The organism is Pseudomonas sp. TE3552 (assembly GCF_056278945.1).
In genome coordinates, this window is sequence record NZ_JBWBQJ010000001.1 from 1,004,428 (window position 1) to 1,020,811 (window position 16,384).

Sequence of the window (16,384 nt, forward strand, 5' to 3'; positions counted from 1 at the left end):
GCGTGCAAGAGTTAATCGAGTCGGTAGGACAACTTTCGGCTAAGCAAAGAAAGGCTCTGGCGGTTCTGCTCAAGCAGAAAGGCGTCAACCTTTTTGACATTGCCCCGGTTTTCAAGCGCACGGCTGAAGAACCGTTGTTGCTGTCCTACGCTCAACAGCGCCAGTGGTTTCTCTGGCAATGGGCGCCGCACAGCGCGGCCTACAACATTCCGACGGCCCTGCGCTTGCAGGGCCCGCTGGATGTGGCCGCGTTGCAGCGCAGCGTCCAGGCGCTGATTGACCGTCACGAAACCTTGCGCACGGTGTTCACTCAAGACGCCGGGCAACCTTTGCAAACGATCCTGCCCGCAGGATCGTTTGCCCTGGATATTCACGAACTGAGCCCTGAGTTGGCGGCAAACCAGGATGCGTCGATCCAGGCCTTCGTCCAGACCCAGAGCCAGCAAGCTTTCGATTTGCAGACCGGCCCGCTGTTGCGCGCGGCCCTGCTGCAAGTCACCCCGCATGATCATGTGTTGGTGCTGACCCTGCATCACATCGTGTCGGACGGTTGGTCGTTGCAGGTGATGATCGAGGAGCTGGTGCAGTTGTATGCCGGTTTCAACCTCGGGCATGACGCCGGGCTGCCGGCCCTGCCGATTCAATACGCCGACTACGCCCTGTGGCAGCGGCAATGGATGGAGGCCGGCGAACAGGAACGTCAACTGGCCTACTGGCAGCAAAAGCTCGGCGGCGAACAACCGGTGCTGGAGCTGCCCACCGACCGTGCGCGTCCGGTGGAACAGAGCTTTGCCGGGGCCAGCCATAACCTGATTCTGGACCCGACGCTGAGCGACAGCCTCAAGGCCTTCGCCCGACGGGAAAACGTCACACTGTTCGTGCTGTTACTGGCCTCGTTCCAGGCCTTGTTGCACCGCTACAGCGGCCAGGCCGACATCCGCGTCGGTGTGCCGGTGGCCAACCGCGGACGCGTGGAGATCGAGCGTCTGATCGGTTTCTTCGTCAACACCCAGGTGCTCAAGGCGGACGTCGACGGGCAAGCCAGCTTCGTCGATCTGCTGCGCCAGGTTCGGCAAACCGCCCAGGAAGCCCAGGCGCACCAGGACCTGCCATTCGAACAACTGGTGGAAGCCCTGGAGCCGGGACGCAGCCTGAGCCACAGCCCGTTGTTCCAGGTGATGTTCAATCACCAGGCCGAAAGCCGGATCAGTGTCGAAACCCGCTTGAACGGCTTGAGCATCGAGCCGCTGGAATGGCAAAGCGAGACCGCGCAGTTCGACCTAGTGCTGAACACCACCGAACAGGCCCATGGCATTGAAGCGGTGCTCAAATACGCCACCGACCTGTTCGAGCCTGCGACCATCGAACACCTGGCGCAGCACTGGCGTAACCTGCTGCAGGCGATCGTTCAGGACCCGACCCAGCGCATTGCCCAACTGCCGGTGCTCGATGACGCGCAGCAACAGCAACTCCTCGCGCACTGGAACCCGAGCCCGGTGGTGCACCCGGTCAGCCAGTGCATTCATCAGTTGATCGAGGCTCAGGCCGAGCGTCATCCGCAGGCGCCGGCGGTGGTGTTCGCCGGGCAACGGCTGACATACGCCGAACTCAATCAACAGGCCAACCAATGGGCGCATCTGCTGATCGCCCGTGGCGTGGGCCCCGATGTTCGAGTGGGCGTGGCGGTGGAGCGTTCGCTGGACATGATCGTCGCCATTGTCGCCGTGCTGAAGGCCGGTGGCGCTTATGTGCCGCTGGACCCGAGCTACCCCGACGACCGTTTGCGCTACATGATCGAGGACAGCGAGATCGAGCTGTTGCTGACCCAGGGCCACCTGTTGGCGCAGCTGCCGATTCCGCCGGGGCTGGCCTGCCTGGACCTGAATCAACCACCGCAGGACAGCAGCACGGCCAATCCGCCCTGCATGACTACGGCAGACAACCTCGCGTATGTGATTTACACCTCCGGTTCCACTGGCAAGCCCAAAGGCGCGTTGCTGCCCCATGGCAATGTCATTCGCCTGTTCAGCGCCACCGATCACTGGTTCGGTTTCGGCCCTGAGGACAGCTGGACGCTGTTCCATTCCTACGCGTTCGATTTCTCGGTCTGGGAAATCTTCGGCGCGCTGCTCCATGGCGGCAAACTGGTGGTAGTGCCCCACGATGTCACCCGGTCGCCGGAAGACTTCTATACCTTGCTCTGTGATGAACAGGTCACCGTCCTGAATCAGACGCCGTCGGCGTTCAAACCGCTGATGCAAGTGGCCAGTGCCTCGTCGCGCACCCATGCGTTGCGTTACGTGGTGTTTGGCGGTGAAGCGCTGGAAGTACAGAGCCTGCGCCCCTGGTTCGAACGTTTCGGTGATCGCGTGCCGACCCTGATCAACATGTACGGCATCACCGAAACCACCGTGCATGTGACCTACCGCCCGCTGTCCATGGCCGACTTGCAACAGACCCACAGCAGCCCGATCGGCCAGCCGATTGTTGACCTGTCGTGGTACTTGCTCGATGACGCGCTGAACCTGGTGCCCCAAGGGTGCATCGGCGAGTTGTACATCGCCGGGGCCGGGCTCGCGCGAGGCTATCTGAACCAGGCGGGCATGAGCGCCACCCGTTTCGTTCCGGATCCGTTTAACCCTCAGGCCGGCGAACGCCTGTACCGCACCGGCGACCTGGCGCGGCTGCGCGGCGACGGTGTGATCGAGTACATCGGTCGTATCGACCATCAGGTGAAGATTCGCGGTTTCCGTATCGAGCTGGGGGAAATCGAAACCCAATTGCTCAAGCATGACGCGGTGCGTGAAGCCGTGGTGCTGGCGGTCGAAGGGCTCAGTGGTCAGCAACTGGCGACCTGGATCGTGCCGAGCGAACCACTGGACGCGGAGGCCCATGCCGGCTTGCGCGATTCGATCAAGGCGCAATTGCGTGAAAGCCTGCCGGACTACATGGTGCCGGTCAGTTGGGTGTTCCTCGAGCGCCTGCCGCTGACGGCCAACGGCAAGCTCGATCGCAAGCAACTGCCCAACCCCGATGTGAGCCTGGTGCAAGAAGCTTACGCGGCACCGCGCAGCGAACTCGAACAGTGCCTGGCCGAGATCTGGCAGGACGTGTTGAAAGTCGAGCGGGTCGGGCTCAACGACAACTTCTTCGAACTGGGCGGCGATTCGATCATCTCGATTCAGGTGGTCAGCCGGGCGCGTCAGGCGGGCATCCGCTTTTCGCCCAAAGACATCTTCCAGCACCAGACCGTGCAACGCCTGGCCACCGTCGCGCAGCAGAGCGATGCGGTGCAGGCGATGCAAGGTGATGTGCTCGGCGCTGCCGTGCTGACGCCGATTCAACAGTATTTTTTCGCCACCGAGATTCCTCAGCGTCAGCACTGGAACCAGTCGATCCTGCTGACCCCGGCCGAACCTCTGCAAGCGGCTGCGCTGGAGCAGGCCCTGGAGCATCTGCAACGGCATCACGATGCCTTGCGTCTGCGCTATCGCCAGTCCGCAGGTGGCTGGGCGCAGGAACATGCCGCTGTCGATCAGCCGAACACACTGCTGCGCACTTTGGCGTTGCCAGACAGCGAGGCTTTGCCGGCGCTGTGCCTGGAGCTGCAGCGCAGCCTGAACCTGAGCGATGGCCCGTTGATCCGTGCTGCCTTGGTGGATCTGCCCGATGCCAGCCAGCGACTGCTGTTGGTGATCCACCACTTGGTGGTCGACGGTGTGTCGTGGCGAATCCTGCTCGAAGACCTGCAAACCGCCTATCAGCAACTGAGCGCTGGCACGCAGTTGCGCCTGCCGGCCAAGACCACGGCGTTCAAGGATTGGGGCGAACGCCTGCAAGGTTATGCGCGCAGCGCCGGGCTGGAAACCGAGCTGGATTACTGGCGCGGGCAACTGGCCGAAGCCCCGGCGGATTTGCCGCTGGACAACCCTGATGGACAACTGCAGAACCGCTTCGAGCGCAACGTCGATACGCGTCTGGATGCCGAACGCACCCGGCAATTGCTGCAACAGGCACCGGCGGTGTATCGCACCCAGGTCAACGATTTGCTGTTGACCGCACTGGCCCGGGTTTTGTGTGAGTGGACCGCCTCCGACAGCACGCTGGTACAACTCGAAGGGCATGGCCGCGAAGACCTGTTCGACGACCTCGACCTGAGCCGTACCGTGGGCTGGTTCACCAGCATGTTCCCGGTGCGCCTCACCCCGCAGGCCAGCCTCGAAGCATCCATCAAGGGCATCAAGGAGCAACTGCGCTCGATCCCCAACAAAGGCATCGGCTTTGGCTTGCTGCGTTATCTGGGAAGTGATGAGGCGCAAGCGGCCCTGAGCGGCGTGTCCCAACCCAAGGTGACGTTCAACTACCTGGGGCAGTTCGATAACAACTTCGATGAGGGCGCCTTGTGGGTGCCGGCCACTGAAGACAAGGGCGCCGGGCAGGATGAACAGGCGCCGATGAGCAACTGGCTGACTATCGACGGTCGCGTCTACCAAGGGCAATTGAGCCTGACCTGGACCTACAGCGGTGACGTGTTCGAAGAGGCGACCATCAACGCCCTGGCCCGCGCTTATGAAGTGGCGCTGGGCGAGTTGATTGACCATTGCCTGAATCATCCGAGCGGCGGCCTGACCCCTTCCGATGTGCCATTGGCCGGGTTGTCCCAGGCGCATCTGGACAGCCTGCCGATTGCGGCGCAGCGGATCGAGGACATTTACCCGCTGGCGCCGATGCAGCAGGGCATTCTGTTCCACAGTTTGTACGACGCCGATGCCAGCGCTTATGTCTATCAGATGCTGCTGGATATCGACGGGCTGGATGTACCGCGCTTTCAGCAAGCCTGGCAGCGGGTGGTGGATCGTCATGAAGTGCTGCGCGCCGGTTTCATCTGGGGCCGCGACGGCCTCGATGCACCGCTGCAAGTGATCTATCGCCAGCTGACCCTGGAAATGCCGGAAGTGGATGTGCGTGCAAAGCCGGACTTGCAAGCCGTGCTGGAAGCCCGTGCATTGGCCGATCGCGAACGTGGTTTCGACTTGCAGAATCCACCGCTGCTGCGCCTGTGCCTGCTGCGCACCGCCGATAATCGTCATCGCCTGATCTTCACCTGCCACCACATTCTCATGGACGGCTGGAGCAACTCGCGGATGTTTGGCGAAGTGCTGCAAGATTACGCCGGGCACCCGGTGCCGAGTGCCCAGGGCCGTTATCGCGACTTCCTGGCCTGGCTGCAACACCAGGACAAGGACGCGGCGCAAGCCTTCTGGCGCGGGCAATTGGCCGAACTGGACGAACCGACGCGGTTGGCCTCGGCCTGCCACGGGCAGACCGTGTCCGGCCCCGGCAAAGGCGTGCATAAGCTGACTTTCGATGCAGCCTTCACCCAGCGCCTCAACGGTTTCTCGCGCCAGCAGCAAGTGACGCTTAACAGCCTGGTGCAAGCCGCGTGGCTGCTGGTGTTGCAGCGCTACACCGGCCAAAGCAGCGTCGCATTCGGCGCGACGGTGTCCGGTCGCCCGGTGGACCTGCCGGCTATCGAGCAACAGTTGGGCCTGTTCATCAATACCCTGCCGGTGATCGCCAGCCCGCAAATGACCTGCAGTGTCTGCGACTGGGTGCGCAGCGTGCAGGACAAAAACCTGCTGCTGCGCGATTACGAACAGACGCCGTTGCAAGACATCCAACGCCTGGCCGCGCTCAACGGCGAAGCGTTGTTCGACACCTTGCTGGTGTTCGAAAACTACCCGGTGTCCGACACCCTGGAGGCCAATCCGGGCGGCTTGCGTTTCAGCGGTCTCGAACATCGCGAGCAAACCAATTACGGCCTGACGCTGATCGCCGGTGCCGGTGAAGTGTTGAGCCTGGACTTCAACTACCTCACCGAGCACTTTGCCGAGCGCAGCATTGTTGGCCTGGCCGCTCATCTGCAAGAAGTGCTGCGCCAGTTCCTCGACGCGCCGCAACGCTTGCTGGGCGAGATCGGCCTGTTGCCGGCGAGCGAGCTGCGCACGCTGGCCGAATGGAATGACCATCATGCGGTATACCCGGCCCAGGCCTTGATCCATCAAGGCTTTGAAGCCCAGGTCGAAGCGCGGCCACAGGCGATTGCCTTGCGCCATGCCGGTGCTGGTTTGACCTATGCTGAACTCAATCGCCGCGCCAACCAGTTGGCCCGTCATCTGCAAACGCTGGGTGTCGGTGCGGAAATCCGCGTGGGCGTGGCGATGTCCCGTTCTGCCGAACTGGTGATTGCCTTGATGGCAGTGCTCAAGGCCGGTGGCACTTACGTGCCGCTGGACCCGGACTACCCGGCGGATCGCGTGGCCTACATGCTCGACGACAGTCAGGCGCGGGTGCTGCTGACACAGCAGCACTTACTGTCGCAGTTGCCCGAGACCCAGGCGCAGCTGGTGTTTGTCGAGGCCGCTGGCCTGAACTTTGCCGATCTGGCACCGCACAACCTTGAACGCCGGATCGACTCCGCCAACCTGGCGTATGTGATTTATACCTCCGGTTCCACCGGTAAACCCAAAGGCGTGGCGATCGCTCATCGCAACGTGCAGGCGCTGATTCATTGGTCGCACGAGGTGTACAGCGAAGAGGAGTTGCAAGGCGTGCTGGCCTCGACTTCGGTGTGCTTCGACCTGTCGGTATGGGAGATTTTCGTCACCCTGGCCCGCGGCGGTTCGATCATCATGGCGCGCAATGCCCTGGAATTGCCGGACTTGCCGGAGCGTGATCAGGTGCGCCTGATCAACACCGTACCGTCGGCCATCGCGGCCTTGCAGCGTGCCGGGCAGATCCCTTCAGGTGTGCGCATCATCAATCTCGCCGGGGAACCGCTCAAGCAAGCGCTGGTGGATACGCTGTACCGCGAGACCGCGGTCGAGCACGTTTACGATTTGTACGGGCCGTCGGAAGACACCACCTATTCGACCTGCACCCGTCGTGAAGCCGGCGGTCAGGCGAACATCGGCCGGCCGCTGGTGAACACCACCGCGCACTTGCTCGATGCCCAATTGCAGGCCGCGCCGATTGGGGTTGCCGCCGAGCTGTACCTGGCCGGTGACGGCATTACCCGTGGCTATCTGTTCCGTCCGGGCCTGACCGCCGAGCGCTTTGTGCCCAACCCGCTGGCCAGCAATGGCGAGCGGATGTACCGCACCGGCGACCTGACCCGTTTTCGTGAAGACGGTGCAATCGAATACGTCGGACGCATCGACCATCAGGTCAAGGTGCGCGGGTTCCGTATCGAACTGGGTGAAATCGAAGCGCGCCTGCTGGCCCACGACAGCGTGCGCGAAGGTGTGGTGCTGGCGGTGGAAGGCCATAGCGGCCAGCAACTGGTGGCCTATGTGGTGCCGGCGCAGTCTGACCTGAGCCCGCAACAGCAGGACGATCTGAGCGAGGCACTCAAGGCCGGACTCAAGGCGCATCTGCCGGATTACATGGTGCCGGCGCAATGGCTGTTCATCGAACAATTGCCGCTGACTCCCAACGGCAAACTCGACCGCAAGGCCTTGCCGACCCCGGACGCTAACCAATTGCAGCGCGATTACGTGGCGCCGCGCACTGCACTGGAGCAGCAGATTGCCGGAATCTGGCAAGACATTCTGAAACTCGAGCGAGTCGGCGTGACCGACAACTTCTTCACCCTGGGCGGCGACTCGATCATCTCCATTCAGGTGGTGAGCCGGGCGCGTCAGGCGGGGATTCGTTTCACTCCTAGAGACCTGTTTCAGCAGCAGACGGTGGAACGGTTGGCTCGTGTGGTGCAGGTGAATGTTCCTCTCGAGAACGATGAAAGCCCGGTCAGCGGCAGTACGGCGTTCAAACGCTCGAGCCAGCCGGGCAGCCATGGGCTGACCCCGTCGGACTTCCCGCTGGCCCGTCTCGACCAGACGCAGCTCGATGCCTTGCCGGTGCCGGCTGCGGCGATCGAAGACATCTATCCGTTGTCGCCAATGCAGGAAGGCATGCTGTTCCATACCCTGTCGGACAACGGCAGCAGCCTGTACGTCAACCAGGTCAGCCTGCCGGTCAAGGGCCTGGACGTGGAGCGCTTCCGCGCCGCCTGGGAATACATCATTGAACGCCAGGCGATTCTGCGCACCAGCTTCCATTGGCAGGACGGGCTGACCAAGCCCCTACAGATCGTCCACTGCCGCGCGGCCTTGCAGATGCAGGTGCTCGACTGGCGCGGGCAGGACATCAGCGACGCGCAGATCGCCGAATTCGCCACCGAGGACCGAGCGCTGGGCTTCGACCTGGCCGAGGCGAAATTACAACGGGTGACCCTGCTGCGCTTGAGCGACGATCAGTACCAGATGGTCTGGACCAGTCACCACATTCTGATGGACGGCTGGAGCAGTTCACGGTTATTCGGTGAAGTGTTGCAGTATTACTCCAAGGGCCAGGTCAGCGGCGAAAACGGCCGTTACCGCGACTTCATCGCCTGGTTGCAGGCGCAGGATCAGGACGCCCAGGAACTGTTCTGGAAGGCGCGCCTGTCGGTGGTCAACGAGCCTACCGCGTTGAGTCAGGCGATTCATCCTCGGCACTCGGCGGATGTATCGGGCCACGATGCGATTTATTCGAACTGGGATATTGCGCAGACCGCCCGGCTGTTGCAGTTCTGCCGCGACCTGCGCATTACCCCCAACACGCTGATCCAGGGTGCCTGGCTGTTGCTGTTGCAACGCTATACCGGCCAGCGCACGGTGACGTTCGGCGCCACGGTGTCCGGGCGTCCCGAGAACTTGCCGAATGTCGGCAACATGCTGGGCCTGTTCATCAACACCTTGCCGATCATTCAGACCCCGGAACCGGATCAGCGGCTGGCCGACTGGCTGAATCAGGTCCAGGCCTACAACCTGGATATCCGCGACTATTCCCAGGCACCGCTGGCGGATGTGCAGCGTTGGTCGAACCTTGGTGGCCAGGCGTTGTTCGACAGCATCGTGGTGTTCGAGAACTTCCCGATCGACGATCGCTTGCAGGAAGAAAACGACACCGACCTGACCTTCGGCAAATCCATCGGCCATGGCGTGACCAACGTGCCGATGGACCTGGCGGTGATGCTCGGCGACGAACTGTCGATCGAATACCTGTACCTGCGCAGCCACTTCAGTGCCGAGGCGGTGGAGGGAATTCGCCTGACCCTGGAAAACACCCTTGAAGCGATGATGCGTGCGCCTTATGAACGCCTGGGTAACCTGCAGCGCCTGTCGCCTGAACAATGGCAGGCGATGCAAACCTGGAGCGCCGAGCCGCCGGCCGATCATCAGCCGCAGCTGTTGCCGGAGCTGATCAGCCGGCACGCCGTGAATCAACCCGAGGCCATTGCAGTGCAATGCGCCGGGCAGAGCCTGAGCTACGGCGAGCTGGAACGACGGGCCAATCGTCTGGCCCATTGCTTGATCGAACATGGGGCGGGGCCGGAAGTGGTGATCGGCGTGGCACTCCCGCGTTCGCTGGAAATGGTTGTCAGCTTCCTCGCCGTGCTCAAAAGCGGCGCGGCGTATGTGCCGCTGGACATCGATTATCCGCCGGAGCGTCTGGCGTACATGATCGAAGATTCCGGCATGGCGTTGCTGCTGACCCAAAGCAGCCTGCGGGCGACATTACCGGCGCCCGAAGGCCTGTTGCGCCTTGAGTTGGATCAGCTCGACGAATCTCGTTATGGCGATGAGACGCCGGTGTGTCGCGTGCTGGAGCAAGGGTTGGCCTATCTGGTTTACACCTCGGGTTCCACCGGGCGACCAAAAGGCGTGGCGGTCACCCAGGGGCCACTGAGCATGCACTGTCAGGCCATCGCCAAACTGTATGAGATGGACACCCGCAGTTGCGAGCTGCACTTCATGTCGTTCGCCTTCGACGGTGCCCATGAACGCTGGTTGAGTACGCTGTACAGCGGCGGCCGGTTGGTGGTGCGGGACGGTTGCCTGTGGACGCCGGAACAGACCTACCAGGCACTGCACGAGTACGGCGTGACCATCGCCTGCTTCCCGCCGGCCTACCTCAAGCAACTGGCCGAGTACGCCGCGGCCAGCGGTATCGCACCGCCGCCGGTGCGCATCTATTGCTTCGGTGGCGATGCGGTGCCGGACCAGACCTTCGAACAGGTCAAGGCGGCGCTGCGTCCAGAGTACTTCACCAACGGCTACGGCCCGACGGAAACCGTGGTCACTCCAATGCTGTGGAAAGTGCCGGTGAGTCAGCACTGTGAAGCGGCTTATGCGCCGATCGGCAGGGCAGTGGGCGCACGTTCGCTGTACGTGCTGGATGAGGATTTGAATCCGCTGCCACCCGGGTTTGCCGGCGAGTTGTACATCGGTGGCTACGGGGTTGCCCGTGGTTATCACGGTCGGCCCGACCTGACCTGCGAGCGCTTCGTGCCCAACCCGTTTGCCAGTGGCGAGCGGCTGTACCGCACCGGCGACCTGGTGCGCTTGCGCCTGGACGGCGTGGTCGATTACGTCGGCCGCATCGACCATCAGGTCAAGGTGCGCGGGTTCCGCATCGAACTGGGCGAAGTCGAGGCCAGCCTGCGGCAACTGGCGCAGGTCCGCGACGCCCTGGTGATCGCCCGGGACAATGCCAGCGGCAAGCAACTGATCGGCTACGTCGTCACCGACGCCGGTCAGCACTTGGGTGATAAGGAGCTGAGTGATGAACTCAAGGCCAGTCTGCGTACCACTTTGCCTGAATACATGGTGCCGGCGCAGATCGTCTGCCTCAGTGCCTTCCCGGTCACCCCCAACGGCAAGCTCGACCGCAAGGCACTGCCCGAGCCGGAGTTCAAAAGCGAGGAGTACGTTGCCCCGCGCAATCAGCAGGAAGAATTGCTGGCGGACATCTGGGCGCAGGTATTGCAGGTGGAGCAGGTCGGTATCAGCGACAACTTCTTCGAACTGGGCGGCGACTCGATCCTGAGCCTGCAAGTGATTTCCCGGGTCAGGAACCACCCGACGCTGCAGATGGACCTCAAGCTTCGTGATTTGATGCGCTACCAGACCATCGCCGGCATCGTCGAACAGAACGTAGTCAAATCGGCCACCGTGCAACCGTCGGTGGACCTCACCCATGTGGCCAGTGAGGGGCTGTTCAATCTGCTGCCGATTCAGCAATGGTTTTTTGCCGAGGGCATGGCCGAGCCTCATCACTACAACCAGTCGTTGTTGCTGAGTGCGCGTCAGGCGCTGGATCTGGATGCCCTGGAGCAAGCGCTGGGCTGGATCGAAAACCATCACGACGCCTTGCGCCTGCGTTTCTGTCAGGAAGGCGGGCGCTGGTTGCAGCGCTACGCCGCACCGACGGATCGGCGCGAGCCTGTGTTGTGGCGCCGCGAGGCCGAAAGCAGTGAGCAGGTCGAGGCCTTGGCCAACCTGACGCAACGCAGCCTCAAACTCGACGATGGACCGGCCTGGCGCGCGGTGCACATCGCCTTGCCGGACGGCCAGGCGCGGCTGCTGATGGTCATTCACCATTTGGTGGTCGACACGGTGTCGTGGCGGATTCTGCTCGATGACTTGAAGGCGGCCTACGAGGCCTGCGTGATGGGCATCGAACCGCAACTGCCGATCCGCACCAGCAGCTATCGCGCGTTTGCCGAAGCCTTGCAGGCGCAGGCGCCGCTCATTGCCGAACAGGAATTGGGCTACTGGCTGGAACAACTGGATCAGCCGGGCGTCGACTTGCCGTGCGACAACCGTCGCGGTAAGAACCAGGTGCGTCAGCAGGCCCAGGCGCGGCTCAAGTTGTCCCGCGAGTACACCGAACAGTTGCTCAAACAGGCGCCGGCGGTCTATCGCACGCAGATCAACGATTTGCTGCTGTCGGCCCTCAGCCGCGCGTTGTGTCGCTGGAGCGAACAGCCGTCGGCGCTGATTCTGTTGGAAGGGCACGGCCGCGAGGACCTGTTCGAGAACATCGACCTGAGTCGCAGCCTGGGCTGGTTCACCAGTATGTTCCCGGTACGGCTCACCCCCGACAGCGCGGACATCGGCGCGTCGATCATCAACGTGCAGGCGCAGTTGGCGGCCATTCCGCAGAAGGGCATCGGCTACGGCGTGTTGCGTCACCTGGCCGGCCCGCAACTGGCCCGCCAGTTGGCTGATCTGCCACAGGCACGGGTGACGTTCAACTATCTGGGGCAGTTCGACCAGAGCTTCGACGAGCAGGCCTTGCTGGTGCCGGCGCTGGAAGAAACCGGCGACAACTACAGCTTGCTGGCCAATCTGGGCAACTGGCTGGAGATTGTCGGCCAGGTGTACGACGGCCAGTTGGCGCTGCGTTGCATCTACAGCAGCCAGCGTTATCGGGCCGCAACCATGGAGTTGTTCATGCAGGATTATCAACACGAGCTCGAGGCGTTGATCGAGCATTGCATGGCGCGGGTTTAATCATTGCCGGGGGGCGTTGCCCAGACGCGCCCCTTTTTGCTGAAGCCTTTTTGGCTGATAGAAGGATTCTTTCGATGTCGTTACACCCTGATCTGGAAGCTTTCCTCGACCTGGCACAAGACAGCCAGGACGCAGGCCTGCCGGCGCTGCATCAACTGCTGCCGGCCGAGGCGCGGGCGATCTTCGAACAAACCACCGTCCAATTGCGCTGGGATGCCCCTCAGGATCTTGACGTGCTTGAGGTCAACACCACGGCCCGGGACGGTGCGCCGCTGGCGTTGCGTTTGTATCGCCTGAGCGGGGCGACGGCACCGATGCCGGTGCTGGTGTATTTCCATGGCGGTGGTTTTGTAGTGGGCAGCCTGGACTCCCATGACGGAGTCTGCCGCGAATTCTGCCGACGTACGCCGTGTGCGGTATTGTCCGTCGGCTATCGGCTGGCGCCGGAACACCGCTTCCCGACGGCGCTGGAGGACGGTGAAGATGCCTTGTCCTGGCTGGCGGAACAGGCGCTGGCCCTGGGGCTGGATGTCGGTCGCGTCGCGTTCGGCGGCGACAGCGCCGGTGCCACATTGGCGACGGTACTGGCCTTGCAGGCAGTGGTTCAACCACACACCGTGGCCATCGCCCCCAAGGTGCAGATGCTGTGTTACCCGGTCACCGACGCCTCGCGCACCCACGATTCGCGCCTGTTGTTCAGCGAAGGGTATCTGCTGGAGAACGACACGCTGGACTGGTTTTACCAGCACTACGCCCGCCGCCCCGAAGACCTGCTGGACTGGCGCTTCTCGCCGTTGCTGGCTGAGGACTTGCGTGGGGTGGCGCCGGCGATTGTGTTGCTGGCCGGGTTCGATCCGTTACTCGATGAAGGCCAGGCCTACGTCGATAAACTGCGCACGCAGGGGGTGAATGTCGAACTTGAACATTGCCCGGGGCTGACCCATGACTTGCTCAGATTGGCTTCGGTGATGCCGGATGTGCTGAGTGTGCATGAGCGCTTGAGTCGGGCGCTGGGTCGGCATTTGGGTTGAGCGTAAAGCTTCAAGATCAAAAGATCGCAGCCTTCGGCAGCTCTTACAGGTTCGGTGTTCGCCGTGGAGGTAGTTGTCGAGGTTCGTGAAAAACACCGCAAAACTTTGCAGCCAGCCATGCTGTTGTGGCGAGGGAGCTTGCTCCCGCTGGGCTGCGAAGCGGTCCCAAACCCGGCAGTCACGGTTTTTCAGGTACACCGCATGCTCAGGTTTTGCGACTGCTGCGCAGCCGAGCGGGAGCAAGCTCCCTCGCCACAGATGCCCTATAGCCTCAGATCAATATCAGGCCGGGGGGTCGAGGTTATCCAGCACCCGGTTCACCGCCAGCTCCCCGAGCATGACCACCGATTGAATCCCCAACATCATGTTGCGATGTGGCATGTCCACCAACCCGGCGAACTCACTGAGCATCACGCTGGCCGAGGCCAGGGTTTCGCAGGCATTGACCAGCAGGGTTTCGTTATCGACCTTCGTACCCACATGGTAAATGGTGCTGGGTTTGCGCTTGGTGTCTTTGGGGATTGGCGGTTTGAGGTGGTAATCGAGGGCGCGGTCGGCGGCTTCGTTGAGTTTTTTGGAATCGAGGGATTCGTAGGGGGATGTTGGATCGGTTTCCGGTGGGTTGGGTGTTGGTTTGAACATAGATGGAACTCCTTGATAGATGGAGCCGCAGACCTATTGCTACCAAACATTAGGGTGGCGACTGTACGCAGGTTGGTAGACCGGGCATCAAGGGAACCCAGCGCGTCCGAGGGCGCCCTGCGCACAACCGCCATAACAAAACAGCAGACAAAAAAGCGTCAACTGGCTTGAAACGTCAGCGCTGTGCGCCTTGATTAACCCGGGCTACCAAACCCGATCGCTGTTTTTCAGCGACAGGGAAACAATAGAGCACGGGCCAAAGGCGCACTAGCCGGCGGATTCTGGCGTAGTCGTAGGCAACGGCGCAAGAATGTGTAGCCTGAGTGAGTGTCTGGAAGTGTCGTTTAAACAGTTCTTGTTTAACGGTCTGACACCGGGCCTTTTGGTGGCTGTACCGGCCCCATCGCGGGCAAGTCGGATCGCCGCACCGCCGCTCCCACAGGTATCTGCTTTGACCAGAAGATTTGTGAACGACACCGATCACAGTGGGCGAGCCTGCTCGCGATGAGGCCCGAAAGAACACCGCAAAGCTTTGCAGGCAGCCATGCTGTTGTGGCGAGGGAGCTTGCTCCCGCTGGGCTGCGAAGCGGCCCCAAACCCGGCGATCACGGTTTTTCAGATACACCGCATGCTCAGGTTTTGCGACTGCTGCGCAGCCGAGCGGGAGCAAGCTCCCTCGCCACAGATGCCCTATAGCAGCCTCAGATCAATATCAGGCCGGCGGGTCGAGGTTATCCAGCACCCGGTTCACCGCCAGCTCCCCAAGCATGACCACCGATTGAATCCCAAACATCATGTTGCGATGTGGCATGTCCACCAACCCGGCGAACTCACTGAGCATCACGCTGGCCGAGGCCAGGGTTTCGCAGGCGTTGACCAGCAGGGTTTCGTTATCGACCTTCGTACCCACATGGTAAATGGTGCTGGGTTTGCGCTTGGTGTCTTTGGGGATGGGTGGTTTTAGGTGGTAATCGAGGGCGCGGTCGGCGGCTTCGTTGAGTTTTTTCGAATCCAGTGATTCGTAGGGGGATGTTGGATCGGTTTCCGGTGGGTTCGGTGTAGGTTTGAACATAGTAAAACTCCCTGATCAATGGAGTCGCCACATGTCGCTGCTAAACGAGAAAGGGTGGCGACTGTACGCGGGTTAGCAGACCAGGGATCAAGGAACCCGGCGCACCGAAGTGCCCCACGCACAGTCACCATAACGCAGACCAGCGTAGGCAAAAGTAGCCGGCTGATCGAGAGATGACACTGCGTGCCTTGATATTTACCGAGCTGCTAAACCCGATCGCTGATTCGTCAGCGACCCGGAAACGATAGAGCCCGGCCTCAAGGCGCACAAGCCGGCGGATTCTGGCGTAGTCGTAGGCAGCGGCGCAAGAATGTGTAGCCTGAGTGAGTGTCTGGAAGTGTCGTTTAAACAGTGCTTGTTTAACGGTCTGACACCGAGCCTTGTGGTGGCTGTACCGGCCTCATCGCGGGTAAGCCGGATCGCCGCACCGCCGCTCCCACAGGTATCTGCTTTGACCAGAAGATTTATGAACGACACCGATCGCTGTGGGCGAGCCTGCTCGCGATGAGGCCCGAAAGAACACCGCAGAACTTTGCAGACAGCCATGCTGTTGTGGCGAGGGAGCTTGCTCCCGCTGGGCTGCGAAGCGGCCCCCAACCCGGCGATCACGGTTTTTCAGATACACCGCATGCTCAGGTTTTGCGACTGCTGCGCAGCCGAGCGGGAGCAAGCTCCCTCGCCACAGATGCCCTATAGGCTCAGATCAATATCAGGCCGGCGGATCGAGGTTATCCAGCACCCGGTTCACCGCCAGCTCCCCGAGCATCACCACCGATTGAATCCCCAACATCATGTTGCGATGTGGCATGTCCATCAACCCGGCGAACTCACTGAGCATCACGCTGGCTGACGCCAGGGTTTCGCAGGCGTTGACCAGCAGGGTTTCGTTATCGACCTTCGTACCCACATGGTAAATGGTGCTGGGTTTGCGCTTGGTGTCTTTGGGGATTGGCGGTTTGAGGTGGTAATCGAGGGCGCGGTCGGCGGCTTCGTTGAGTTTCTTGGAATCGAGGGATTCGTAGGGGGATGTTGGATCTGTTTCCGGGGGATTGGGTGTGGCTTTGAACATATGACGCTCCTAGAGTTATGGAGCCGCTACACATCGCTGCTAAACGAAAAAGAGGTGGCGGCTGTACGCGGGTTAGCAGACCAGGACTCTAGAACCCGGCGCACCGAAGTGCCCCACGCAAAGCCGCCATAACATGACCGGCGAACGTTGTGCGTCTAGAGATAACCCG

General features: G+C 61.6%; 5 protein-coding genes. 2 read left to right on the forward strand and 3 right to left on the reverse strand.

Features of this window, described 5'->3' with window-relative positions; genetic code table 11:
* Nucleotides 1-2: 2 nt before the first annotated feature.
* Both ACZ9BB_RS04365 and ACZ9BB_RS04370 read left to right on the forward strand, forming a co-directional pair.
* Nucleotides 3-12,401, forward strand: coding sequence for a non-ribosomal peptide synthase/polyketide synthase (locus tag ACZ9BB_RS04365; RefSeq protein WP_476212695.1), 12,399 nt, complete (start codon nt 3-5; stop codon nt 12,399-12,401).
* Between the two features lie 74 nt (nt 12,402-12,475).
* Nucleotides 12,476-13,432, forward strand: a complete 957-nt coding sequence (locus ACZ9BB_RS04370) for an alpha/beta hydrolase (RefSeq protein WP_476212696.1) — start codon at nt 12,476-12,478, stop codon at nt 13,430-13,432.
* A gap of 282 nt (nt 13,433-13,714) precedes the next feature.
* Here the strand turns inward: ACZ9BB_RS04370 and ACZ9BB_RS04375 are convergent, their stop codons facing one another.
* The 3 genes from ACZ9BB_RS04375 to ACZ9BB_RS04385 all read right to left on the reverse strand — a co-directional run bounded on the left by ACZ9BB_RS04375 (nt 13,715) and on the right by ACZ9BB_RS04385 (nt 16,215).
* Entirely contained in the window at nt 13,715-14,074 is a 360-nt protein-coding gene (locus tag ACZ9BB_RS04375; protein WP_476212697.1) for a DUF6124 family protein, read from the reverse strand.
* A gap of 712 nt (nt 14,075-14,786) precedes the next feature.
* Nucleotides 14,787-15,146 carry a DUF6124 family protein gene (locus ACZ9BB_RS04380; protein ID WP_476212698.1) on the reverse strand — a complete coding sequence of 120 codons (360 nt, stop codon included), beginning with the start codon at nt 15,144-15,146 and terminating at the stop codon, nt 14,787-14,789.
* 709 nt (nt 15,147-15,855) lie between these two features.
* Nucleotides 15,856-16,215, reverse strand: a complete 360-nt coding sequence (locus ACZ9BB_RS04385; RefSeq protein ID WP_476212699.1) for a DUF6124 family protein — start codon at nt 16,213-16,215, stop codon at nt 15,856-15,858.
* Nucleotides 16,216-16,384 lie beyond the last annotated feature (169 nt).

What these genes read in the sequence shown, in the direction of transcription:
- ACZ9BB_RS04385 (WP_476212699.1), bottom strand. Translation starts at nt 16,215, where the DNA reads ATGTTCAAAGCCACACCCAATCCCCCGGAAACAGATCCAACATCCCCC.
- ACZ9BB_RS04370 (WP_476212696.1), top strand. Translation starts at nt 12,476, where the DNA reads ATGTCGTTACACCCTGATCTGGAAGCTTTCCTCGACCTGGCACAAGAC.
- ACZ9BB_RS04380 (WP_476212698.1), bottom strand. Translation starts at nt 15,146, where the DNA reads ATGTTCAAACCTACACCGAACCCACCGGAAACCGATCCAACATCCCCC.
- ACZ9BB_RS04375 (WP_476212697.1), bottom strand. Translation starts at nt 14,074, where the DNA reads ATGTTCAAACCAACACCCAACCCACCGGAAACCGATCCAACATCCCCC.